A 24,011-nucleotide genomic window follows, 5' to 3' on the forward strand; every position below is an offset into this window, starting at 1 on the left:
GGTCAGTGTAGCGCGAAACGAAAAGACCTGCCCCACAGGGTGGCAGGTCTTGTCGCTTGAGCGTTCAAGAAGTTCGCGCCTACTTCTGGTTCACGTCGCCGCCCGGGGCGGACGTGCCACGGGTCTCGAGCTCCTCGAGCTGGGACTCGAGCAGCGTCTTCAGGCGGGTGCGGTACTCGCGCTCGAAGGTGCGCAGCTCGGCGATTCGGGACTCGAGTGCGGTCTGCTGCTGCTTGACCGTGTTCATGATCTCGGTGTGCTTGCGCTCAGCGTCGTTCTTCAGCTTGGTCGCCTGCTCCTCAGCCTGGCGGATCTGTGCCTCGGCGCGGGAGTTGGCCTCGTTGGTGGTCTCCTCAGCCTTGCGCTCAGCGTCGCTGACGAGCTTGTTGGCGCGCTGCTCGGCTGCCTGGGTGGTCTCCGCGGCCTTCTTCTCGGCGTCGGACACCTGGGTGGTGGCGTTAGCGCGGGCCTCTTCGGTGACGCGCTGGGACTCTTCCGCCGCCTCGCGGGTGAGGCGGTCGGCGGTCTCCTGCGCAAGCTCGAGGACACGGGCTGCCTGGATGTGTGCCTCGCCGGTGGTCTTGGGCTGCTCCTGGTTGACCGGGCGGGAAATGCTCTGCGCCTGTGCGTCGCCCTTCTGGGACTGGGCCTGAGCCTCGGCCTGCTTGCGTGCCTGTGCGGCCTCTTCGCGGGCGGAGCGGATCTCCGCGTCGGCTGCCTCGGCGCGGGAGCGGGCTGCCTTGGCCTCGTCCTCGGCGTCCTTCAGGCGTGCCTCGTACTCCTTGCGAAGCTTGGCCTCGATCTCCTCGCGGATCGCACGCTCGTCGACCTGGTTGGTGGACGGTGCGCCAGCCGCAGCTGTGGCCGGAGCGCCGCTGCCGGAGCCGAGCTCCTCAACGCGTGCGCGGAGATCGTCGTTCTCATCCTGCAACTGGGCGAGAGTGTCCTCGACGAGGTCGAGGAACTGGTCGACCTCGTCCTCGTTGTAGCCACGCTTACCAATCGGCGGCTTGCTGAAAGCGACATTGTGCACGTCAGCTGGTGTCAGCGGCATTTGCGTTCCCTTCAAGTAATGACGTTTGTTGCCGGCCCAGTGTGGACCAGTGGCACGGTCTAGGCTTAGAGCCTAGCTGACAGTAGTTATACCCTCAACGTTTACCCGAGGGTGAGTTTCAAGTTGTTATTTCCTGAACCCTATCTAAAAACTACGTCGCCAGCTAGAGGAAGATGCCGCGGATCAGCGCCTGCAGCACGGCCAGCGCCAAGAACAGCACGATGACGCTGACATCCAGCGCCACTCCACCGAGCGGCAGCGGTGGAATGTATTTGCGCAGCAATTTAATGGGCGGGTCCGTGACCACGAAGAAGAATTCGCCCGCCACCATGAACCACCGCGGCGGGTCGAAGTGCTTGGAGAAGGACTGGATCATCTCGATGATCAGCCGCACGATCACGCACAAGGTGTACAGACCGACGATTGAGTAAAGGACGGCTCCGATCATATTCACGGGGACCTACCCTACCTAGGCGCGTGCGCCGGACGAAGTGACGGTGTTCGCAAATTAGCGGATGTGAGCGGCGCGCTCGAGCTCGCTGACGGTGGTGCGCGCGTTCTCTGGGACGATGGCGAAGACGAGGTGCTCGTCGCCGGTGCGGGAGAGCTTGTGCATCTTGCCGCGGGCAGCGAAGCAGAGACCTGCGGCGAAGTCGATCAGGCGCATTGCGGTCGGCTTGTCCACGTTGGACAGGTCCATGACCACAGCGTCGCCGTCGCGGAAGGGCTCGCCGATCTCCTTGGCGTCGTTGTAGTTGCGCGGGCGGACGCTGATGATCGCCGCGGAGTAGTCGCGCGGTTCGTAGCTGTACTCGCGCTCGCGGGTGCGCGGCTCAGCGGCGGTCGCGGTACGGGAGTACGCGTTCGCGCCTGCCTCTTCGTAGGCCGGGTCGTCGTAGTACGGGTCGTTGGCCGGATCGTACTGGCCGAGGCCGAAGAATTCCTTGAGGCTGTTAGAGAAGGACATGCGCGTAAGTCTCCTGTTCGCGGGGTGTTTTATGGAGTCCGGTCTAGCGTTGTTCGTCAGCCTACGGGGCGTGCTCCCAACAGCCCGGTTCCGACACGCACCACGGTCGATCCGTGCGCAATTGCTTCCGCGAAATCGCCCGACATTCCCGCTGACAGACGCAGGTCACGGCCGAGTTTTTCCGCGTACGCGTCGCAGATGCTTCTCGCCGCCGCGAACACCTCGCCCGGAACCGCTTCACGGGGCGGGACCACCATGAAGCCGGAGAAAAATAGGTGCTCGGCATTCTCGACGGCGGCGACGACGTCGTCAAGAAGCGCCACGTCGTCGCGCGGCACTCCCCCGCGGTTCGCGTCGTTATCGAAGGAGAGCTGGATCAGGCACGGCAAGGTGTCAGCGGTGCGGTCGCCGCGCTCGAGCGCCAGCCCCATCCCACGGTCGAGACCATTCGCGAGCTTCACCGAATCGACGGAGTGGACCTCGCTCGCCCACCGTGCGACGGCATTGGCTTTTTTCGACTGGATCTGGCCGATCATGGCGAACCGCATTTCGATGCCCGCCTCGGCGAGCTCATCGACCTTTCCCCGCGCTTCCTGCTCGCGATTCTCCCCCACCAACTCGATGCCCAGGTCGGCGAGGACCCCGACGTCGGCTGCCGGGTGGAATTTGGTGACAGGAAGAATACTCACGCTGCCCGGCTCGCGGCCGGCCTTTTCTTCGGCAGCGCGGACCTCGACTTGGAGCGACTCCCATTTGGCTGCGATCTCGTCGCGGCGCTCGTCGGTGAATTCCACTAGTTCTCCCTCCCGGAATCGTAAGAATTGCCCGTCAGCCAGATCACACCTGCTTGGCGTCCCGTTGTGCCCTCGCGCCGGTACGAGAAGAAGCTCTCGTCGGTGACCGTGTCGCGGGGGTCGGCGTCGATGTGCGTGACACCGGCGCTCATCAGCTGGCGGACCAGGCCGGCGCGGATGTCCAGGCCCGGCGTGCCCTTTTTCGTCCGCGTGCGGGACCCGGGCAGATGCTTCTCCACGTCGTCGGCCATCTCTTGGGGCACCTCGTAGGATTCGCCCGCCGCGGCGGGGCCGAGCAGAGCCTGAATATTAGCCGGTTCGGCTCCGAGTTCGCGCATCTTCTCCACCGTGCGCAACACGATCCCGTTGCGGGCCCCGAGGCGTCCCGCATGCGCGGCGGCGACGACGCCTGCGTTGTGGTCGGACAGCAGCACCGGCACGCAATCGGCGACGAGCACGCACAGCGCCAGCTGCTTCTCGGTGGTCACGATCGCGTCGGTCGCCTCGACCGGTTCGCCCTGTGGCCCGTCGACGACGGTGACGTTGTTGGTGTGCAGCTGCTCCATCCACACGAACCGCTGCGGGCCGAGCCCGGAAATCTCGGCGAGGCGCGCCCGGTTAGCTCTCACGTCGTCGGCAGAGTCGCCGACGTGGGCACCAAGGTTGAATGAATCGTACGGGGACGCAGAAACCCCGCCCGCACGGCTGGTGAACAGCATGCGGACGGGGCGGCTGGTGGTGTCAATCATGACACCCAAGGCTACTACCGGAGGAAGTCCGGCACGTCGAGGTCGTCGCCGCCGCGGGAATCGCGGGTGTCCTCGTATCGGCGGGACGGGCGGTACTCGCGCTCACGCTCGTACTCGCGGTCGGAGTTAGTGAAGAGGCCGCCACGGGACTCGTCGTAGCGGTGGCGCGGGGTGTACTCGTCTGCAGGTGCGTCGGCCGGTTCTTGGCGGTCACCGGACTCGAACAGGGAGCTGGACGACGGCGCCGGGGTCGGGGTCTCGCTAGCCGCGGCCGGCTCGACCTGGACCTGCTGGGGCTCGACGGCGTGGCTGGCACCCTGGTCTGCCTGCTCCTGGCTCGGAGCCTGTGGGCGGGCGTTGGCTTTCTCGTCGAAACCGGTCGCGATGATGGTCACGCGGACCTCGTCCCCCAGGTTGTCGTCGATGATGGTGCCGAAGATGATGTTGGCGTCTTCGTCGGCCTTCTCCTCGACGATGGAGGCCGCGTTGTTGACCTCCATCAGACCCAGGTCGGAGCCGCCGGCCACGGAGATGAGCACGCCCTTGGCACCTTCCATCGTGGTCTCCAGCAGCGGGGAGTTGATGGCCTGCTCCGTAGCAGTCATGACCCGGTTCTCGCCGCGGGCGGAGCCGACACCCATGAGCGCGGAGCCGGCGTCGGCCATGACGGAGCGGACGTCCGCGAAGTCGACGTTGATCATGCCCGGGATGGTGATCAGGTTGGTGATGCCCTGGACACCGTTGTAGAGCACCTCGTCGGCGGCGCGGAAGGCCTCCATCATGGACAGGTCGGCTTCGCCGAGCTGCAGCAGACGGTCGTTCGGAATGACGATGACGGTGTCGCAGACTTCCTTCAGCGCGTCGATGCCCTCGAGCGCCTGGCGGGTGCGGCGCTTGCCCTCGAAGGAGAACGGGCGGGTGACCACACCGATGGTGAGTGCGCCCATCTTCTTCGCGATGCCTGCGACGACCGGTGCCGCGCCCGTACCCGTGCCACCACCCTCGCCGGCGGTGACGAAGACCATGTCGGAACCCTTGAGGGATTCCTCGATCTCCTGCTTGTGATCCTCGGCGGAGGTGCGGCCCACCTCCGGGTTAGCGCCTGCGCCGAGACCGCGGGTCGCCTCGCGGCCGATGTCGAGCTTGGTGTCTGCGTCAGTGAACAGGAGCGCCTGGGAGTCCGTGTTGATGGCGACGAACTCGACACCCTTCAGGCCCTCTTCGATCATGCGGTTCACTGCGTTGACACCGCCGCCGCCGACACCGACAACGCGGATCATGGCGAGGTAGTTGCTGGGTGAGGTCATGGGTGTGTGCTCGCCTTTCAGATAACGGGGTCGTGTGATTCAAAGACGCCTCCCATCATGACCAACCGCAGCGGAATTTCGGCGAATTTTTTCGGCGTGTCGGCACCCTCAACCTCTACTTTAGGGTTTTGACCTGGCCTTTTACAGAAACCCTCGAGTGGTACGACTATCTCACGGTGATTAGCTGCGGGTTGGTCACGTTGAATTCTTTGCCTTCGCGCTGCAGCACCGTGTCCACCGCGAGCGATTTATTTTCGTTGTCTTCGCTCGCGCCCCACACGATGGTGCGGTCGTCTTTGAGGTTGAGCACGAATTCGTACTTTGATTTCGCCTCGATGGACTTCACGGCACCGCGGCCGGTGTCGCTCAACGCGGCGGCGATGTCGACAGCGTCCTTGCGCACAGTGTCGTCCGCATCAGCTTCCCCGGTGAGCTCAACTGAGTCTTCGGGTGGGGTGTCCACCGCGAATTCTTTGCCTTCACGGTCAATCAGGTGCGTGCCCTCGGAGGAGTCGCGGTACGCGACAGCCACGTTCTCCACCACTTCAACCGAGATGGTCGACGGCCACTTCCTGGACGCGGTCGCGGATTTCACCCACGGTAGGGAGACCACATTGGAGGCGGTCTGGCGCATATTCACCTGCGCCAGCGGCGTTCCCTCGGCCACATCCGCGGCGGCGACCACGTCCTCGTTGTCGAGGTGCGCATTGCCGTCCACTTCCACGTTCTTCACCGAGAACAGCGGGGTGAAGTAGACAACGGCCCACAGGACCGCCAGCACGACCAGGCCGACGCCCGCAATGCCGGCAATGCGGCGCCACGGCACCTCGCGGCGTCCGCGGGCATTGGTCGTCTTCTCCTTCGACCGGTTACCAGACCGGTTCGACCGCTCCGTGTACTTCGAGCGCGCGCGGTCAAGCGAGTTTTCTTCCCGGAGCTCGCGGCCGCGCTCATCGCCGTCGCCGGTGCGGTCGTCGTCGCCGTGGGGCGGGGTCACGGATGTTGACATGGGGGCTACTCCGCTTCCTCGCCGGTGTCTGCGAAGGTGCCGGCAGAAGCACCCGCCAGTGCTTCGAGAATCGGGTCGGCGAGCATCGTGACGGTGCCCGCACCCATCGTGATCACGACATCGCCCGGGGCAGTCACGGACGCCACGGAGGCGGGCGCGCGGGAGAAGTCCGGCTCGTAGACGACCTCGGTGTCGTCGGAGATGTGCTGGGTGATGATGCGGGAGTCCACGCCTTCCACGGGCGCTTCGCGGGCGCCGAAGATGTCGAGGACCACGGCGGCGTCGGCAAGCGACAGCGCGTCGGCGAATTCCTTCGCGAAAGCCTGCGTGCGCGAGTAGAGGTGCGGCTGGAAGCACACGACGACGCGTGCGCCGTTGCCCTCGGACTCGACCTTGCCGCGCGCGGCGGAAAGCACCGCGTAGACCTCCGTCGGGTGGTGGGCGTAGTCGTCGTAGACGCGCGTGCCGGTCTGCTCTCCGGCGGTTATCTCCCCGCGCAGCTCGAAGCGGCGGCGCACGCCGGTGAAGCTGCTCAGGCCTTCGGCGAGCTTGCGCGGATCCGCGCCGGCGATAGCGCAAGACAGCAACGCCGCGGCGGAATTGAGCACCATGTGGCGGCCCGGCAGAGCGAGGTGGTACGCGACCGTGCCCTCGTGGCCCGGAACGCGCAGGTCCACGGCGGCCTCAGTGACGTGGCCTTCCACAGACTCGTCGCTGACCACAGCGCCGGTGGGAATCTCCGGGTGACGGGCGGCCGCGTCGGCAGTGCCGTAGCCCAGAACGGAAATGCCGCGCTCTTTCGCGCGGAGGCCGCAGCGCACAGTCGCCTCGTCGTCCAGGCACACAACCAGCGTGCCGTCGTCCGGAAGGCGGTCGGCGAAATCGTCGAAGACTTGGTAGTAGCTCTCCGCGGAGCCGAAATAGTCGAGGTGGTCCGGCTCAATATTGGTTATCACGGCGACGGACGGGCGGTAGCGCAGCAGCGATGCGTCTGATTCGTCGGCTTCCGCCACGAAGATGCGGCCGCTGCCGTGGTGGGCGTTGGTGCCCGCACGGTTGAGCTGCCCGCCGATGGCGAAGGAGGGGTCCTCCCCCGCCGCCTGGAGCGCGACGACGGCCATCGATGTGGTCGAGGTCTTGCCGTGCGTGCCGGCGAAGAGCACCTGGGTGTAGCCCTCCATGAGCTCGCCCAGAAGGTCGGAGCGGCGGATCACCGGAATCCCGCGCTCGGCGGCGGCGACAAGCTCCGGGTTGTCCTTCGGGATGGCCGCGAAGCTGGTCACCACCGCGGTCGGCTGCGCTCCGGCGAGTTCGAGGTTCTCCGCCGCGTGGCCCACGGCGATGGTGGCGCCCTGAGCGCGAAGTGCGCGGACCGGGCGGGAATCCTTTACGTCGGAGCCGGTGACCACGGCACCGCGGTCGAGGAGGATGCGGGCCACGCCGGACATGCCGGAGCCGCCGATGCCGATCAAGTGGACCCGCGAGAGGTCGATGGGGGCCGCAGAAGTCATGGTTTCCTTTCTCCGATGATGCGCCGCGCGATTTCGTCCGCGGCATTGCCTGCCCCGGAATCATCGAGGGCAGCACGCATGGCGGCGGCGTTGCCACCGGGGCCGAGAATGCCGTTGACGGCTTCGACCAGGGCGTCGGGGGTGAGATCGGCGTCATCGATACGCACTGCTGCGCCCGCGTCGACGACGTGCGCCGAGTTCAAGCCCTGCTCGCCGTTGCCGTGCGGCAGCGGAATGTAGATCGCGGGAACGCCCGCCGCGGAATTCTCCGCCACCGTCATCGCTCCGGAGCGGCAGATGACCACGTCGGCCACCGCGTAGGCGGCCTCCATGTCGTCGATGTACGGCACTGCGGTGTAGCGCTCGTGTGCCGGCGGCGCGTCATTCTTGCGGCCGTATGCGTGGAGCACCTGGTAGCCCGCGGCGGTAAGTCGGCCGACCGCCCCCTGGACCGCGGTGTTGATGCTGCGCGCACCTTGGGATCCGCCGGTGACCAGCACGGTCGGGCGCTGCGGGTCAAGGTTCCATGCCTTGTAGCCGCGCTTCGCCTTCACCCCGTCGTCGTCCACGCCGACGCCCGGGCGGACCGGAATGCCGAGGACTTCGCCGGGCATGCCGGAATCGGGCACAGCGTTGAAGCCGGTACCGCCGAGTTTCACGCCGAGCTTGTTCGCCATGCCGGCAAGGGCGTTGGTCTCCAAGACGTAGAAGGGGATGCGCAGCGACCTCGCGGCAAGGTACGCCGAGGCGGAGACATAGCCGCCTGTGCCGAAGACAGCGCCGGCCTGCGTCTTCTTCAACGTGGCGCGGGTCTGTGCCACGGAGCGGATGAGCTTCGCGGGGACGCCGAGCAACTTCAGCGGTTTCTTGCGCGGAATTGGCACAGGCTCGATGAGCTCGAGCGGGAAGCCGCGGGCAGGAATGATCGTCGTTTCCAGGCCTTTCTCCGTGCCGAGCGCGGTGACCTCCGCGCCGTAGGAATCGCGCAGCACTTCCGCCACTGCCAACGCTGGTTCAATATGGCCGGCAGTGCCGCCGCCGGCCACAACGATGTGTTGTGTTGTCACTGGGTGAATCAACCGCCTTTTCTATCCGGCGCGGCGGGTGTCGTCGGTGTTCCGGTGATTCCGGGGCTCCCTGTTCGCGCGTGGCTCATCGTATCGCGTCCGTGCCGCCGGTCGTTGGCCGCCAACTCTTGCGTCGCCGCGGGACGCATTCCGGAACGCTTCCCGTGGCTGTACCCGACCGCGCTCCCTTGCCCCGCGCCCCTGTCGTTGAGGTTGGCGCTCTGTGCGGCGCTCTTCCTGCGGGGCAGGATTGCGGCGGGCGGTGACCGGAGTGCCGTAGCGCTTGTTCGGTTGCGCCTTCTTCGCCGGCCGTGCGCCAGAGCGCGGGCGGGGTTCCGCCGAGCTCGGCTCGCGGAGGAAAAACAGTCGGTCGAAAAGCGGGCGGCCGTAGTTCTGCATCGAGGAGACAGCGCCGGGCTCGTGGCGCGCCACCGAGGCGACCAAGCCCATCGCGCCGAGGGTGATCACGGCAGAGGTGCCGCCTGCGGAGATCATCGGCAGCTGAATACCGGTCACCGGCAGCAGGCCGATGACGTAGCCGATGTTGATGAATGCCTGGGAGACGATTCCGGTAGTGATCGATGCGGCCAGCAGCGCCTGGTACTGGTTCGCCGCCAGGCGGGCGGTGCGCAGGCCGAAGAAAAGCAGCATGGTGAACAAGATGATCACCAGCGCGCCGCCCCACAGGCCGAGCTCCTCGCCGATGACGGCGAAGATGAAGTCGTTTTTCGCCTCCGGCAGGTAGAACCACTTGGCGCGGGACTGGCCGAGACCGACGCCGAAGAGCGAGCCGTCCGCCAGTGACAGGAAGCCCTGGTAGGACTGGAACGCCACGCCGCGGGTGTCCTCAAAGCGACCGAAGAGAGCGTCGAAATACACGTGGAAGCGCTGGGAGCGGAAGCCGCCGGCGGCCATCACGCCCGCGAACAGCAGGACGCCGAACCCGGCGACAATACCGATGAACTTCCAGGAGATTCCCGCGAAGACGAGGATGAAGGCCACCACGATGCAGAAGGACACGGCCATGCCGAGGTCCCCCTGCGCGGCGATGAGCACCACGCACACCACGGCGACGGCGGCGAACGGCATAAACCCGTTGGTCATGTCGAACATGCGGCGCGGGTCTTTATTCGCCAGGATCGACGCACCCCAGACACAGATGGCTACCCTGGCCACCTCTGACGGCTGGAGCTGGAAGCCGCCGATATAGATCCACGACTGGGAGCCGACTTCCTCTCGTCCGGTGCCGATGCCGGGCAGCAGCACCGCGATGAGCAGCAGGATCGAGATCACCATGAGGATGAGCGCGATTTTCTGCACCCGTTCGGGAGGTATTTGCAGCGCCACCCAGAACACGAACAGGCCCATGGCCACCACGATGACCTGCTTGAGCGGCTGCGCCCAGACAGAAGAATCGTTGAGCGCCGACCAGGTCATCGAGGAACTGGTCACCATGACCACGCCGAGGCCGGCGAGCACGAGCACGATCGTGCGCACCATCGTGTAGTCCAGCAGCGGGCGCGCGTCCATCCACGCATTCAAGCGGGCCAACGCCCGGGCCATGCCCGACGAGTACTGGCCGCTAGCGTTCCGCGGGCGCGCTTGCCCGGGCCGCGGCGCTTGTTTCGCGTGTGGCTTACGGGGCTGGTGTGGCCGTGGTGGGCGCTGAGCTGCTGTGGTCATCGTGTTTCACACTGCCTTAAACGTCGTGTTTTCCGGCGAGGGCGCGCGCAGCGTCGGCGAAGATATTTCCCCTCTGCGCCATTCCGGAGTACATGTCCAGGCTCGCCGCAGCCGGCGCCAAGATCACCGCATCGCCCGGACGCGCCTGCCCAGCGGCAAATTCGACAACCGCGCGCATAGCATCTTCGGGGTCTGTGCTGTCCGTCAGGAAGACAGGGACATCGGGAGCATGCTTATCGACGGCGCGTGCAATCTCTTCCCTGTCCACCCCCAGCAACGCGACCGCCCGGAACTGGCTGGCGTGGTCGGCGACGAGCTTGTCGACATCGGCGCCCTTGAGCTGGCCGCCGGCGACCCAGACGATCTTGCCATCACCGGCACCCCGCAGTGCGGAGTCCGCCGCGTGCGGGTTGGTCGCCTTGGAGTTGTCGATCCAGTCGACGCCGTCTGCGCTGTGGACCACCGCTCCCCTGTGGCCGGACACTTCGTAGGAATGCAGAGCCCGGTCGATCTGTGCCGGGGTGGCGCCGCGGGTGATAGCGACTGCCGCGGCGGCCAGCGCATCGAGGGTTCCGGCGGTTCCGGCGGGCTCGATGCCGTCGATACGCGTGATCGTCGCCGGTTGTGCCCCGATGCGCGAAACAATGCTGCCGTCGACGATGCCGACCTGGTTGTCCTCCGGTTCACCGAGAGTGAAGCCGATGATGTCGCTGCGGCCGGATTTCCCGGCGTAGGCACGCACGTGCTCGTCGTCGATGCCCGCCACTGCCGTCGAGTAGGTGAGGACCTTCGCCTTCGCCTCTGCGTACGCCTCGAAGCTGCCGTGCCAGTCGATATGGTCGTCGGCAAGGTTGAGGAGCAGCCCCGCATCGGCGGTGAGGTCGTGGGACCAGTGGAGCTGGAAGCTGGAGAGTTCGGCGACGAGGACGTCGATGCGCGGTGCGCTCAACAGAGCGTCGCCCACCGCAATGCCGATATTTCCGCAGGCTTCCGCCCGCTTACCGGTGTAGGTGCCCGCCTCTTCCATGATTCGCGCGAGCATTCCCGTCGTAGTCGTCTTGCCGTTGGTGCCGGTGACCACGAGCCAGTCACGCGGCGGGCCGAAGAAGCTGTTCTGGTCAAGCAGGAAGCACAGCTCGACATCGCCGATCACCGTGCAGTCCATGTCCTGCGCGGCGAGGAGGAGCGGAGAATCCGGGCGCCAGCCCGGAGAGGTGACCACGAGCGGGTACTCGGTGACCCGCTCGGCGGCTTCCGCCGTCGTCATGGTGCGGCAGCCGGTCGCCTCGTGCACGGCTGCGCGGTTGGCTTCGTTGTCGTCGGCGACAGCGAAGAAGACGCCCGCCTCACGAAGCAGCTTCGCGGTTCCCAGGCCGGACACTCCGGCGCCGGCGACGAGAACTCCGCCGGAGAGCAGGATGGAGAAAATCCCGTTCACGCTCGAGGTGGAGTGTGCGCTTGGGGTCATGCCAGGTTCACCCCGGTGGCTGAGAGCCATTCGGTGTAGAACACCGCCAGGCCGAGGACAACGGCGATGGCGCAGATGAGCCAGAAACGGACGACCACGGCAGTCTCCGCCCAGCCGCCGTTTTCAAAGTGGTGGTGGAACGGCGCCATGCGGAACACGCGCTTGCCGGAGGTCTTGAACACCGCCACCTGGATGACGACGGAGGCAGCCTCAATGACGAAGAGGGCGCCGATGACGACCATGAGCACCTCGGTGCGGCTGGCGATGGACACACCGGCGACAAGGCCGCCAAGCGCCAGCGAGCCGGTGTCGCCCATGAAGATCTTTGCCGGAGCGGCATTCCACCACAGGAAACCGATGCAGGCGCCCAGACCGGCGGAGCACAGCACAGCCAGGTCGAGCGGATCGCGCACGTCGTAGCAACCGGCGCCCGGAGCCTGGGCGCAAGAGTTCCGGAACTGCCAGAAGGTGATCAGGGTATAGCCGAACATCACCAGCGCCGTGGACCCGGCCGCGAGACCGTCGAGGCCGTCGGTGAGGTTCACCGCATTCGACCACGCCGCGATGAGGAAGTAGACGAAGATCAGGAAGAAGATGGTGCCCAACACGGCGCCGCCGACGGCGATGTCGAAGGTCTCGATGTCGCGGATGAAGCTCAGCTTCGTCGAGCCCGGGGTCAGCCCCGTACGGTCCTGCGGAAACTGCAGGAGCAGGAAGCCGAAGATTAGTGAGACAGCCAGCTGGCCGACCAGCTTGGCCGTCTTGTTCAGACCGAGATTGCGGCTGAAGAAAAGCTTGATGCCGTCGTCGGCGAAGCCGAGCAGACCCAAGCACATGGTCAGCCCGAGCACGAGCAAACCCGAGGCAGTGAATCCGCCGTGGCCGGTGGCTGTGCCCCAGATTCCTACGGCCACATAGGCGACGAGAATGCCAAGCAGGATGGCGATGCCGCCCATCGTCGGCGTGCCGCGCTTGCGGATGTGGGAGGCCGGTCCGTCTTCGCGGATTTCCTGGCCTTTGCCGGCACTGGTGAAGTACCGGATCAGAAGCGGTGTGGTGAAGATGGCGACGAGGAAGCTGATGGCCCCCGACATGATGATCTGGGTCATGGTTGGCTACCTCGTGTCTTCCTGATTGGTCTGCGTGAGCGGCGGGGCGGGGGTTGTCGGCGCGGCATTCGGCCCGTCGGCGAGCAGCGTTTCAGCCACCCGCCACAAGCCGACGGCGTTGGATGCTTTGACCAGCACCACATCGCGGTCGTCGCGGCTGCGCCAGTTCTCCTCCCCTGGCGGGGCGGTGCGCACAATCTCGCCGACGACGCCGGCCGCCTCGTCGACGCCGCGGGCGCTGTGCGTTTCGATGCCGCGTTCTGAGGCGCGCTCAGCCAGGACACGGGTCTCCTCGCTCTGTCCCACCACGACGAGGTGCGTGACACGGTAGCGCGCAAGCTCATCGCCGAGTGCGCGGTGCGCCTCGACCGAATCAGAGCCGAGTTCGCCCATTTCTCCCAGCACCGCGATGGACCGCACACCCGGGCGAGCGGCGGCGGTGAAGCCGAGCGCCGCAATACCGGCGCGCATGGAGTCCGGGTTCGCGTTGTACGCGTCGTTGATCACGGTCAGGCCGTCGGCTCGGGTGTTCACGTCCATCCGGTTCACCGACACACTGTGCGCATTCGACAGCGCATCGGCCACCGTCGCCGCATCCAGCCCGGCTTCGATGCCGACAGCGGCTGCCGCGAGAGCATTGGAGACCTGGTGGGCGCCGAAGACCTTCAGGCTCACCCGCTGCGGGTCCCCTGCGGGGGAATGCATGGTGAAGGCGGCACGCGCGACGTCGTCAAGCTGAATGTCCGTGGCGTAATAGTCAGGCGCATCCCCTTGAGGTGTGGCGACGTTGTCAGCGGAGAAGCACACGACGCGCCCCTGCGTGCGCGGCGTCATGCCCGCGACGAGCTCGTCGTCGGCGTTGAGGATGGCCACGCCGTCGGCCGGCAGAGCTTCGACGAGCTCTCCTTTCGCCTGGGCGATATTCTCGCGCGAACCGAATTCGCCGAGGTGCGCACTGCCGACATTGAGCACCACGCCGATGTGCGGCGGAGCAATGCTGGCCAGCTGGGCGATGTGCCCGATATTGCGGGCGGACATCTCCGCGACCAAGAAGTCTGTGTTCTCCGTGCAGCGCAGCACCGTGTACGGCAGGCCGATCTCGTTGTTGAACGATCCCGGCGGGGCGACCGTCTCCCCGCCGCGGCCGAGCACATTCGCGATGAGGTCCTTCGTGGACGTCTTGCCCGCGGACCCGGTCACGCCCGTGATGCGCAAGCCGTGCTTATCGACGAGCGTGCGCGCCACATGCGCCGCCAATTTCGTCATCCCGGCGACGACGGCGCGGGCTGAACCATCGGGATCCCCCGCGGCGAGGTCCGAATTATCGCCCTCGATGGCGTCGACGGACGGCAAAATGACGGCGGGAACCCCGACTTCCCGGGCGACGAGCGCACCGACCGCGCCACGCGCGATCGCGGATTCGGCGAAATCGTGGCCGTCGACATTGCTGCCCGGCAGGGCGACGAAGAGGCCTCCGGCGGTGATCTTGCGCGAGTCGAACTCGACGTAACTGGTCACCGTCGCATTCGGGTCGGCGGTCTCGCTCAGCGTGCCGCCCGTGACCCGCGCGATGTCTTCCAGCGTCATCGGAATCATGCCTGGTCCTCCTTACTTGTCGTTCCTGCTGGTGCCGTGTCGAAGCCATTGTCGGCCAACGCCTTACGCACTTCTTCCCTGTCGTCGAAGTGGTGGGTGACATCGCCGACGATCTGGCCGACTTCGTGGCCTTTACCCACGACGATAACCGCGTCGCCAGGCTGTGCCCACGCGACGAGTTGTTTGATCGCGTCTGCGCGCGAATCGGACTCGCGGATCTCCACGCTTCCGCTCTCTGCTGCTTCCTCCGCTCCCGCGCGGACTGCCGCGCGGATGGCGGCCGGGTCCTCCGTGCGGGGGTTGTCGTCGGTGACGATCACCAGGTCGGCGCGGCGCGCAGACTCTGCGCCCATGATGGCGCGCTTCGACTGGTCGCGGTCGCCGCCGGCGCCGACGACGATGCCGACGCGGCCGTCAACCTGCTCGCGCAGAGAATCGAGAGCCGCGGCGATCGCTGCGGGCTTGTGGGCGTAGTCGACCACGGCGACGAATTCCTGTCCCGCGTCGATTCGCTCCATGCGGCCGGGCACGGCAGCTCCGCTAACGCCCTTGAGGAAGGTCTCCACGTCGATGCCCGCCGCGTCGGCAAGCGCAGTGGCCAGCGCCGCGTTGGCGACGTTGAATGCGCCCGGCAGCGGCAGGCGAGTCTCGACCGCGGTGCCGTGAAGCGTGACGGTGATGTCCTGGGCGCCGCTGTCCGTGGTGCTGTTCAGCGTCGCCGCGCAGTCAACATCCTGCTGGCCACGGGTGCCCACGGTGACCACGGGGCGGTTGCCGCCGGATGCACGCTCCGCCATTTTCCGGCCCCACTCATCATCGACGCAGATGACGCTCGTCTCCGTCGCCACCGGCGATCCTTCCTCAAAGAGCAGCGCCTTGGCGTCGAAATACTCCTCCATCGTCGGGTGGAAGTCCAGGTGATCCTGCGAAAGGTTGGTGAAGCCGGCAACGGCGAAGCGCGTTCCGGTGACGCGCCCGAGAACCAGCGCGTGGGAAGAGACCTCCATGACCACGTGCGTGACACCGCGGTCCACCATGAGCGCGAAGAGCTCTTGCAGTTTCGGCGCTTCCGGGGTGGTTAGCGACGTGGGCACGTCCTCGCCCTTGATGCGGGTGCCGGTCGTGCCGATCAAGCCGACAGCGCAGCCAGCCGCGGTCAGTCCGGATTCGAGCATGTACGTCGTCGTGGTCTTGCCAGACGTGCCGGTGACGCCAATGACGGTCAGCTTTTCCGACGGGCGGCCGTAGATCTCGGCGGACACGAGCCCCAGGATCGCGCGGACATCGTCGACGACGAGCACCGGGCGGGTCTCCCCCGCCTTAGCGAGAATGTCCCAGCCTGCGTGGTCCGTGAGAATCGCGGCCGCCTTCGAAGAGGCGGCGTAACTGGCGCCGTGCGCCCGGGTTCCCGGGAGCGCTGCGAAGACTGAACCCGCCTCAACGGCGTTGGAGTCGAGGCTGATGCCGGTGACGGTCAGCGTCTGCTCCGGTGCGTTCTCGACGCGTGCGCTGGCGACCTCTGCCACCGTGTCGAAGGCGACGGCGGCCGCAAGAGTCTTGTCCGTGTCGTTCATGACCACTCCTCGCTTTCTCTACTGGGCCTGCAGGACCATCGGCTCGCCCGGGTCCGGGCTCTGGGAAATATTCTCGCGGTTAATCAGCCAGTTGGCGATCTCAGTGAAGATCGGCGCCGAGGACTGTCCGCCTCCGCCGCCCTCGAGCGGCCCGCGCTCCGGGTCGTCCAGCATGACGGCCACGACAAAACGGGGATCATCCGCCGGTGCGACGCCCGCGAACGTGATCCAGTAATCCGAGTTCGAGTACGCGCCGGTATCCGGGTTCACCTTCTGGGCTGTGCCGGTCTTACCGGACAGTTGGTAGCCCGGGATGGAATTGCCCTGGGCGGTGCCGCTGTTCACGCCGTTTGGGTCGTCCTGGAATGCTGCGCGGAACATGTCCACGACAGTCTTCGCGGTCTTCTCGCTGACCACGCGCGTACGTCGCGGGTCGTCCTGCGGGATCTCCTCGCCGGTGGGCTGGGTGACCGACTTGACCACGCGCGGCTCGATGCGTTCGCCCTCGTTCGCCATCGCCTGGTACACGCTCGCCAACTGCAGCGTCGTCACGGACATGCCCTGTCCGATCGGCAGGTTGGCGAAGGTGCCGCCGGACCACTGCTCGCGCGCCGGAACGAGACCCGAGGACTCGTTCGGCAGCTCGATGCCTGTGGACTGGCCGATGCCGAAGCGCTGCAAGTAGTCGTCGAAACGCTCCTCACCCACCTTCTGGGCGAGCATCAAAGTGCCCACGTTGGAGGACTTACCGAAGATGCCGGCTGTGGTGTACGGCGCGACATCGTGCTGCCACGCGTCTGCGACGGTCACCCCAGACATCTCGATAGACCCCGGCACCTGGTGCACCTCGTTTGGTGTGGTCAGGCCCTCCTCGAGCGCTGCCGCCGCCGTGATGATCTTGGCCACGGAGCCAGGCTCGTACGGGTGGGAGATCGACGGGTTCTCGAAATTGCGGCCCGAATCGATCTGGCGCTCCAAGTCGCCGTTCGGGTCGATCGTGTTGGTGTTCGCCATGGCCAGCACTTCGCCGGTCTTGGCGTCGAGCACGACCGCCTCCGCTTCCTTCGCCTTCGCGTTCGACTTGGACTGCTCCAGCAGCTGCTGGACATACGCCTGCAGGTCCAGGTCGACGGTGAGTTCAACCTGCGCACCGTCCACGACAGGGACGACATCGCGCAAGGTGCCGGGGATCGCCTGGCCGTTCGCGGAGACGTCCTCGGTGGAGCGACCGTCGATGCCGGTGAGAATGGAGTCGCTGGAGGCCTCGAGGCCGAACTGGCCCTGGCCGTCCATAGACACACGCCCGACGATATTCTCGCCGATCGCACCGTTCGGGTATTCGCGGATGTCTTGGCGGTCCGCAGCGACCCCGTGGAACTTCTCGGCGACCTTCGCCGCGACATCCGGGTCGACGTTGCGCACGAGGACCTCGTAGTCGCTGTCGGCGTGAAGCTTTGCCAGGATGTCCTTGGAATTCACTCGCGGGGTGGGCAATTTGTCTTTCTCGCCCGAGGACTTCTTATCGTCCCGGTCCCTGTCATCCTTGTTATCCGAGTCCTCGCCCTCGGGATCCTGCACCTGATCGTCGTCGATCATGGTGGGAATCTCATTGGCCATCTGGCGCAGGATGTCCTCGACGCGCGCGTCCTGCTGCGCTTCCGCTTCTGCGCGGCTGGCGCCGTTTTCGTACATCTCGTTGCGGGCGATCTCGCCGAGCTCGCGGCGCAGTGTCACCGGGGAGACGGTCAAGGAACGGGCCTTCATCGTGTAAGCCAGGAAGTTTCCTTCGCGGTCCACGATCGCCCCGCGACGTGCCGGGTCCTCAAAATCGCGCTCGCGCTGCTCCGCCGCGACAGTCTGCAGTTGCGGACCCCACTTCAACTGCACCCAGGCAAGACGCCCGACAAGAATGAGTGCCACCACGAGGAAGAAGGCGGTGAGAATTCGCATGCGACTGGCAGTAATGACTTTTTGTGCGGGCACGTCCCGCACCTGCCGCTTCCGCGGGTCCATTCTGCTCACGTCGCAGACTCACCTACTTCTCTTGTGCCGTGGCGCCCAGTGATTGCCTTCATCTTGCCCCGATCACAGGGCCAGGTTATGACCGCCACACACGAACGTGGAACTAAATCCCTCGATAAACCAATTGCCAGTCAGTTCGCTGGCCGTTAGAAGCCGCCGGGCAGTGCCGGAAGGGCACCACCTGCCGGTGCTTCCTGAGCCGACGCCTCCGGCGTGTCTGCTGCTGGTGCATCAGCCGCGGGAGCCGCTGGTGCAGCTGGTGCGGACGGCGCAGCTTCGCGGCCGTTGGACTGGCTGCCCGGCGTCGGCAGCGACGGTGCGGCACCGCGGCCTGTCGGCAGCGAGTTCGACGGCAGGGCCGACAAGTTGTCGACGATATCGCGCGTGGCATCGCGGTCACTCGTCGCCTTGTCGGTGCGGATAGTCTCCTCGTTCACATCGACAATGCGCAGGTTCTTCTCCGGGTCGGCTTCCCGGGTCTCATTCGCCTTACCGTCGGCCGCGACATCGATAATGCCCGGCTGGACCGGAACGACCATTCCAGCGGCGTCAGCCTTCGCCGCGACCTCTGCGGCGGCACGGCTGTCTTCGACGTTGCGGTTGAGCGTCTCGATCTCGTTGTTGAGCGTGCGCTCCTGGCTCTGCAGCTGCTCGATGGTGAACGTCTGCTGGGTGGACAGGGCCGACAGCAGCATCGCACCGAAGATACCCAAGATCAGCAACGGCAGTGCCATCAGCGACATGGTGGAGAACTTCCGCTTCGCCTCTGTCGTGGTGACGCGGCGGCCGCGGACGGACACGACCTGCTTCGAACCCAGACGGCGCGGGCCACGCGGAACATGCGGGGCAATACGCGGCTTGAGTCCGCTCGGCGCCGGCGCTGTGCGTGTGCGCTCAGCCTGACGGGTCGTGCGCTGCGGGGCGCGTTCCAGCAGTGCAGTCGAGCCACCGGCGTTATTACCGGCGGTGAGGTCTCGGCTTACTCCCATGGTCGTGGTTCCCTTCGCTTGTCGCCGTGCTGAGTGTGATTGGTTGGTCCGGAAGCTCATCGCGCGCCCCCGGGCGGATCGCTGTCTAGCTTCTCCACCGCACGAACCCGCACTGAGGCGGCCCGTCGGTTCAGCTCGACCTCTTCATTCGGGGCCTGTTCGGCTCCGCGAGTGACTAGACGAAATTTCGGTGCCATGCCCGGCAGCTCCGCGGGGAGTCCGGGCGGAGTCTTCGATTCCGTCATCTCCGCGAACGCTCGCTTGACCAGCTTGTCCTCGTGGGACTGGTAGCTCATGAACACTGCGCGGCCGCCTTCACCGAGCGCGTCGGCGACCATCGGAATGACGTTCTCCAGTGCTTCGAGTTCGCGGTTGACTTCCACACGAAGCGCCTGGAATGTGCGCTTGGCCGGGTGACCTCCCGTGCGCCGGGTGGCTGCCGGAATCACGTTGTAGAGCAACGCAACCAAACGGCCGGAGCGGTCGAACGGCTGTTTCTCACGCTCAGCGAGCACCGCAGAGGCAATCTTTCCCGCGAAGCGCTCGTCGCCGTAGGTCTTCAGCACACGCGCGAGGTCCCCGTGGCTGTAGGTGTTCAAGACATCCGCTGCCGTGAGCCCGGCGCTCGGATCCATACGCATATCCAGTGGCGCGTCAACGCGGTACGCGAAACCGCGCTCCTCCTGGTCGAGCTGCATCGACGAGACCCCGAGGTCAAAGAAAGCGCCCGCCAATCCCGTGGTGCGGACGCGATCGAATGCCGGGTTCGCGTTGTTTTCCACTTCCTCGCCGAGGCAGTCGAACCGGCCTCGGACCGGCACGAATCTGTCGGCGAACTTTTCGAGGCGCTTTGATGCCTGTTCCAAGGCGGCAGCGTCACGGTCGATGCCGATCACCGTGACCTCAGGAAATTCAGACAGGAAATATTCGGTGTGCCCGCCGGCACCCAGCGTGCCGTCGACGATCACAGCATCGGTGCCGAATTTCTCCACCGCCGGGCGGAGCAGATCGCCCATACGGTCGCGCATGACGGGGACGTGGCCGTGGTTGGCGTCGATACCGAAGTCCATGTCGGATTTCTGCGCTATATCGTGTGCCACTATGGTCCACCCCCCTTAATGCCCTGTGTGCGGTGTTTCGGATTAGGTCTGACTGCGGTTGAAAGAGTGTGCTCTAGCGGGGAACGTGTAGAGCCCTGCTCGGGGCGGTCATTCTGATATCGGGGAAGTACACCAGAACGACTCGCGCCCCGAGCAGAGTCCGTACACGCTCTCCGCCCGCCCGCTTAGAGCAGGCCCGAGAGAATGTCGTCCTCATCGGCCGCCGAGAAGGCAGCCTCCGTATTTTCTTGGTATTTCTGCCAGGACTCGGCGTCCCAGATTTCCAAGAAATCCACCGAACCGATGACCACGCATTCCTTGGACAGGTTCGCGTAGTCCCGGTGCGCCGGCGACAACGTGATGCGACCAGAACCGTCGAGCGTCTGCTCATCCGCACTTGCCGCCAAGTTACGGATGAACGCACGCGCCTTCGGGTTCGTGCGGGAGACCGCCGCCGCCTTACGTGCGCGGGCCGCGAACTCCTCGCGGGGATAGACCGCCAACGAGTGGTCTTGCCCCTTGGTCACCATCAGTCCGTCCGCCAGTCCCTCGCGGAATTTGGCGGGCAGTGTCAGGCGCCCTTTGTCGTCCAGCTTCGGGGTGTAGGTGCCAAGAAACATCCGGCGCCCTACCTTCCTTCGCTCGACGACTCCGGCTGTGAATTTTTGTCAGATCCGACCCGGCATCGTCACACCGGCCCTTCACTGTGCCCCACTTTAACCCACTATCCCCCACAAACGCCACATTGGAACTCAAAAATCTTTCCGAGTGTCTTGAATTCGCAGTTCAACACACGAATCCCACGTGGCGCGTCCACCCGCCCCCCGCGCCATATCCCACCACAACCACCTCACAACATCCGTTTTGACTACTTCAGCACCTTTCTCACCACCATGCCGCGAGCGCATCCCCGCAGGAAAACTGGATAACGACACCTGAAATAAGACCCGGTGGGTGAAAGTGGGGACTCCCGGTGGGCCGAAGTGGGGAGCCAAGAGTGAGGGCACGTTGAGGCACGAAAAAATCCCCCTCACGTCTCCGTGAAAGGGATCAGGAAAGCCGTCTAAAAATTATGCGGCCGCAGAAAGTTTGCGCTACTGACCTTCGAAACGCCGGCGGAAGTTCTCCTCCATGCGGGAACCGCGTCCTTCGCGGCGCGGTTGCGGACCAGCACTCTTGGAACGCGTTGCCGGCGGGATGTCAGACGGGGCACGCAGCCCCCACACGCCACCGATGAACATGACCACGAATCCAAGGATGCTGAGCGCGATGAACCAAAGACTTTCGGCCGCCAGAGCGACCCCAGAGATCAGCAGCACGAGACCCAGCACAATGAGGGCGACAGCCCGCATCGTCGGACGGAAGCCACCGCCCGCGGATCCGCGCTCGGGCGCGGAGGCCACAGACGACCCGAACTTCGGATCGTCGGCCATCAGCGACTCCTCGATTTCGCGGAGCAACTTCTGTTCCTGCTCAGATAAAGCCACTTTCACTCCCAGCCTGGTTTGGTCGCTGTCTTCTCTGAACTACAACGCTCAGGGGCATCGTTTTGTTCCCTCATCATACCGCCCCATCCCTCAAACAGGACAGTCGCAGCAGGCTAGGCCGCAGACATATCACTTCCCTCCCCAGCAGCCTCCGCAAAGAATTCTTCCGCCAGCTCAACAAGACGCCCCACATCGGCCACTCGAGGCTTCAGCTCGATCCCCGAGGCGACCCGTCCCCTCAGGCGCGAGAAGCCCGAGAACGTATTCGCCCAGTACGTTCCGCGGGATCCCGTCAGGGCCAGCTTCTCCCAGGCGCTAGTGGGCAGACGCTTACGCTTTGCAACCACCGTGGACTGAGCGATTACAGCCCCGGCTGTGCGCAGTGCCGCCCGATATGCGCTCTCCAACGCCAAGTCATACGAACCGGCGGCGAGCTGCGCGTGCGCATCCGCAAGAAGCGCACGAGCCGATTCGAGAAATTCGTCATGCCGCGATGCGACGGGCACCACTCCGTACACCGCACCAGTCGTTGCCGAAATAACGCTAGACATGTAAACCTCCTCCTCGTCTCGCCGTATCGTGCGGCGTTCGATTTCCTGCTTCTATTCCTGCTTCCAACTGCTTTTGTGACTTTCACACTAGAAAGCGACATCAACACAACCCACAAACAATTCGAACACGTTTTCGAGTCTGCTGATCTACAGAACGCGCTCGACCCCTCTGAGCTGGGGCAACCAGGACACACGGTTGTGGATAACGGGGATTTCAACGCAGGCGACCGCGACGCATGGTTCGATGGACAGCGTGTCCGTCACTATCCGCGAGCTGTCCCCGCACGAGTTCTCCGCCATGGCGCCCGAACTCGTGGGGCTCTACATCACGGCCATGCGCTACCCCATTTCCATCCACAATCAGCGGGTATCGGTCTGGCGACGCGATTCGACGGAGGAAGACTTCGCCGCCGTCGCTGCTTTCGACGAAGGGAAACTCGCCGGAATCGCGTACGGGTTCAAGGGATCTGAGCGGCGATGGTGGGATCAGCAGCTCCGCCGCGGGCTGGTGAATAGCCACGCCATGACCCCGAAAATGATCGACATCGTGGAAAATTACTTCGAGTTGGCGGAGATTCACGTCGCGCCCCGGCTCCAGGGCCACGGCATCGGCAGAGTTTTGATCCAGCGACTGCTGGAGCGGGCGCCGCAGCCTTATGTCTTGCTGTCCACCCCCGAGGTCCCCAAAGAGAGCAACGCCGCGTTCGGGCTGTACCGCTCACTCGGTTTCGGGGATGTGCTCCGCAGTTTCCAATACACCGGCGATCCACGGCCCTTCGCCGTGCTCGGCCGGACATTGCCGCTGGAAAATACGTCCCCGGTAGAGTGAGCGGTAATCGTCCCCACCCTGCGGTTAGAAGGAGTCACCACCTTTGAGCGAGCGCACACCTCACCTTGCGGTAGCAGACATCCCGGCGGCGGTGGAACGGGAACTAGAAGTGTTCTTCCAGGAAAACGCCGCAAAGATCAACCAGATCGGCGCTCCAGTCGCTGAGGCAGTGGGCCATTTGCGCGACTTCGTTCTCGGCGGCGGAAAGCGTATCCGCCCCACATACGGCTGGGTCGGCTATGCCGCGACCGCAGGGAAGAATTGCGCCGAATCCCCCAATGCAGTGCTGCGAGCGGTGAGCGCGCTCGAATTGATCCAAGCGTGTGCGCTCATCCACGACGACATTATCGACGCTTCCGACACCCGGCGCGGTAAACCGACCGTCCACCGCGCGATCTCAGCCGAACATGCAAACCGCAGCTGGCACGGGGATTCCGACACGTACGGCGAAAACGTTGCGATTCTCATCGGCGACCTCGCGCTGGCGTGGGGCGACGATATGTGGCGTTACTCCGGGGTGAGCGACGAGGCGCTGAAGCGCGCGGCTGAACCGTGGCGCGGCATGCGCGCGGAAGTGATCGGCGGGCAGATTCTCGACATCGCGCTGGAAGCGTCCGGCAGTGAGAGTGTGGAGCTGGCCGATTCGGTGAACCGGTACAAAACTGCCGCGTACACCGTCGAGCGCCCGCTTCATCTAGGAGCGGCACTGGCAGGAGCAGGCGAAGAGACTATTGCGGCTCTCCGCGGATACGGACGCGACATCGGAATCGCATTCCAGCTTCGCGACGATCTCTTGGGAGTCTTCGGCGACCCGGCAATCACCGGCAAGCCAGCAGGCGACGATCTGCGCGAAGGCAAGAGGACTGTGCTCTATGCCTTGGCGCTGCGGGCAGCCGACGACTCCGACCCGGCTGCAGCAAAGAAGCTCCGCACCGGAATCGGAACTGCAACCGACGCTGACGATATCGCCGAGCTCGCCCGCATCATCGAGACGACCGGCGCAGTGGACGTGACGGAAGACCGGATCACCCGGCTCACCGAGTCCGGCCTCAAGCATCTTGAAAGCGCGGACTTTACCGCCGATGCCGTTGAAACACTCACCGCGTTGGCTATCAAGTCCACGGCACGGCGTAAATAGAGACGTT

Annotated in this window: 22 protein-coding genes; 2 read left to right on the forward strand and 20 right to left on the reverse strand. The window is 65.1% G+C overall.

Annotation, left to right across the window (positions count from 1 at the left end; translation table 11 throughout):
* Positions 1-79 precede the first annotated feature (79 nt).
* The 20 genes from CAPP_RS07800 to CAPP_RS07895 form a co-directional block, all read right to left on the reverse strand.
* A complete protein-coding gene (locus CAPP_RS07800; RefSeq protein ID WP_076598719.1) occupies positions 80-1,054 on the reverse strand; it encodes a DivIVA domain-containing protein in 975 nt (324 codons plus the stop codon).
* A 163-nt stretch (positions 1,055-1,217) separates the two neighbouring features.
* The gene (locus CAPP_RS07805) at positions 1,218-1,502 is read right to left on the reverse strand and encodes a YggT family protein (protein ID WP_076598898.1); all 285 of its coding nucleotides are present in this window, start codon (positions 1,500-1,502) and stop codon (positions 1,218-1,220) included.
* Positions 1,503-1,562: 60 nt separating this feature from the next.
* A complete protein-coding gene (locus CAPP_RS07810) occupies positions 1,563-2,021 on the reverse strand; it encodes a cell division protein SepF (protein ID WP_076598718.1) in 459 nt (152 codons plus the stop codon).
* A 56-nt stretch (positions 2,022-2,077) separates the two neighbouring features.
* Complete coding sequence (locus CAPP_RS07815; protein ID WP_076598717.1) at positions 2,078-2,815, reverse strand: YggS family pyridoxal phosphate-dependent enzyme; 738 nt, start codon at positions 2,813-2,815, stop codon at positions 2,078-2,080.
* Positions 2,815-3,564 (reverse strand): peptidoglycan editing factor PgeF, encoded by a 750-nt coding sequence (gene pgeF, locus CAPP_RS07820; RefSeq protein WP_076598716.1) that lies wholly within the window; start codon positions 3,562-3,564, stop codon positions 2,815-2,817. Before pgeF ends, CAPP_RS07815 begins: the two co-directional genes overlap by 1 nt.
* Positions 3,565-3,578: 14 nt before the next feature.
* Entirely contained in the window at positions 3,579-4,871 is a 1,293-nt protein-coding gene (gene ftsZ / locus CAPP_RS07825) for a cell division protein FtsZ (protein WP_076598715.1), read from the reverse strand.
* A 166-nt stretch (positions 4,872-5,037) separates the two neighbouring features.
* On the reverse strand, positions 5,038-5,880 hold the full coding sequence (locus tag CAPP_RS07830) for a cell division protein FtsQ/DivIB (protein ID WP_084560508.1): 843 nt from the start codon (positions 5,878-5,880) through the stop codon (positions 5,038-5,040).
* Positions 5,881-5,885: 5 nt separating this feature from the next.
* Positions 5,886-7,391: a UDP-N-acetylmuramate--L-alanine ligase gene (gene murC, locus CAPP_RS07835; protein WP_076598714.1), complete on the reverse strand. Its 1,506-nt coding sequence runs from the start codon at positions 7,389-7,391 to the stop codon at positions 5,886-5,888.
* Positions 7,388-8,458 (reverse strand): undecaprenyldiphospho-muramoylpentapeptide beta-N-acetylglucosaminyltransferase, encoded by a 1,071-nt coding sequence (gene murG / locus CAPP_RS07840; protein ID WP_076598713.1) that lies wholly within the window; start codon positions 8,456-8,458, stop codon positions 7,388-7,390. The genes murC and murG overlap by 4 nt, the downstream gene beginning before the upstream one ends.
* 21 nt (positions 8,459-8,479) lie before the next feature.
* A complete protein-coding gene (locus CAPP_RS07845) occupies positions 8,480-10,141 on the reverse strand; it encodes an FtsW/RodA/SpoVE family cell cycle protein (protein WP_084560507.1) in 1,662 nt (553 codons plus the stop codon).
* Positions 10,142-10,157: 16 nt separating this feature from the next.
* Entirely contained in the window at positions 10,158-11,609 is a 1,452-nt protein-coding gene (murD, locus tag CAPP_RS07850; RefSeq protein WP_076598712.1) for a UDP-N-acetylmuramoyl-L-alanine--D-glutamate ligase, read from the reverse strand.
* On the reverse strand, positions 11,606-12,718 hold the full coding sequence (gene mraY, locus CAPP_RS07855; protein WP_076598711.1) for a phospho-N-acetylmuramoyl-pentapeptide-transferase: 1,113 nt from the start codon (positions 12,716-12,718) through the stop codon (positions 11,606-11,608). Before mraY ends, murD begins: the two co-directional genes overlap by 4 nt.
* A gap of 6 nt (positions 12,719-12,724) precedes the next feature.
* On the reverse strand, positions 12,725-14,314 hold the full coding sequence (locus CAPP_RS07860) for a UDP-N-acetylmuramoyl-tripeptide--D-alanyl-D-alanine ligase (RefSeq protein WP_076598710.1): 1,590 nt from the start codon (positions 14,312-14,314) through the stop codon (positions 12,725-12,727).
* Positions 14,311-15,888: a UDP-N-acetylmuramoyl-L-alanyl-D-glutamate--2,6-diaminopimelate ligase gene (locus CAPP_RS07865; RefSeq protein WP_076598709.1), complete on the reverse strand. Its 1,578-nt coding sequence runs from the start codon at positions 15,886-15,888 to the stop codon at positions 14,311-14,313. Before CAPP_RS07865 ends, CAPP_RS07860 begins: the two co-directional genes overlap by 4 nt.
* Before the next feature lie 18 nt (positions 15,889-15,906).
* Positions 15,907-17,901: a peptidoglycan D,D-transpeptidase FtsI family protein gene (locus CAPP_RS07870; protein WP_076598708.1), complete on the reverse strand. Its 1,995-nt coding sequence runs from the start codon at positions 17,899-17,901 to the stop codon at positions 15,907-15,909.
* Positions 17,902-18,056: 155 nt separating this feature from the next.
* A complete protein-coding gene (ftsL, locus tag CAPP_RS07875; RefSeq protein WP_076598707.1) occupies positions 18,057-18,899 on the reverse strand; it encodes a cell division protein FtsL in 843 nt (280 codons plus the stop codon).
* Positions 18,900-18,955: 56 nt separating this feature from the next.
* A complete protein-coding gene (gene rsmH / locus CAPP_RS07880) occupies positions 18,956-19,969 on the reverse strand; it encodes a 16S rRNA (cytosine(1402)-N(4))-methyltransferase RsmH (RefSeq protein WP_200803263.1) in 1,014 nt (337 codons plus the stop codon).
* 215 nt (positions 19,970-20,184) lie between these two features.
* The gene (gene mraZ, locus CAPP_RS07885; protein WP_076598706.1) at positions 20,185-20,619 is read right to left on the reverse strand and encodes a division/cell wall cluster transcriptional repressor MraZ; all 435 of its coding nucleotides are present in this window, start codon (positions 20,617-20,619) and stop codon (positions 20,185-20,187) included.
* A 474-nt stretch (positions 20,620-21,093) separates the two neighbouring features.
* The gene (locus tag CAPP_RS07890; protein ID WP_076598895.1) at positions 21,094-21,486 is read right to left on the reverse strand and encodes a DUF3040 domain-containing protein; all 393 of its coding nucleotides are present in this window, start codon (positions 21,484-21,486) and stop codon (positions 21,094-21,096) included.
* Between the two features lie 113 nt (positions 21,487-21,599).
* Positions 21,600-22,037: an SAV_6107 family HEPN domain-containing protein gene (locus tag CAPP_RS07895; RefSeq protein WP_076598705.1), complete on the reverse strand. Its 438-nt coding sequence runs from the start codon at positions 22,035-22,037 to the stop codon at positions 21,600-21,602.
* A 244-nt stretch (positions 22,038-22,281) separates the two neighbouring features.
* On the opposite strand from CAPP_RS07895, the gene CAPP_RS07900 reads away from it, so the two are divergent.
* Positions 22,282-22,866 carry a GNAT family N-acetyltransferase gene (locus CAPP_RS07900; protein WP_327077541.1) on the forward strand — a complete coding sequence of 195 codons (585 nt, stop codon included), beginning with the start codon at positions 22,282-22,284 and terminating at the stop codon, positions 22,864-22,866.
* A gap of 43 nt (positions 22,867-22,909) precedes the next feature.
* Positions 22,910-24,004 carry a polyprenyl synthetase family protein gene (locus CAPP_RS07905; protein ID WP_076598704.1) on the forward strand — a complete coding sequence of 365 codons (1,095 nt, stop codon included), beginning with the start codon at positions 22,910-22,912 and terminating at the stop codon, positions 24,002-24,004.
* Positions 24,005-24,011: the final 7 nt, after the last annotated feature.

Origin of the sequence: Corynebacterium appendicis CIP 107643 (assembly GCF_030408415.1) — a bacterium.
GTDB classification, from domain to species: Bacteria; Actinomycetota; Actinomycetes; order Mycobacteriales; family Mycobacteriaceae; genus Corynebacterium; species Corynebacterium appendicis.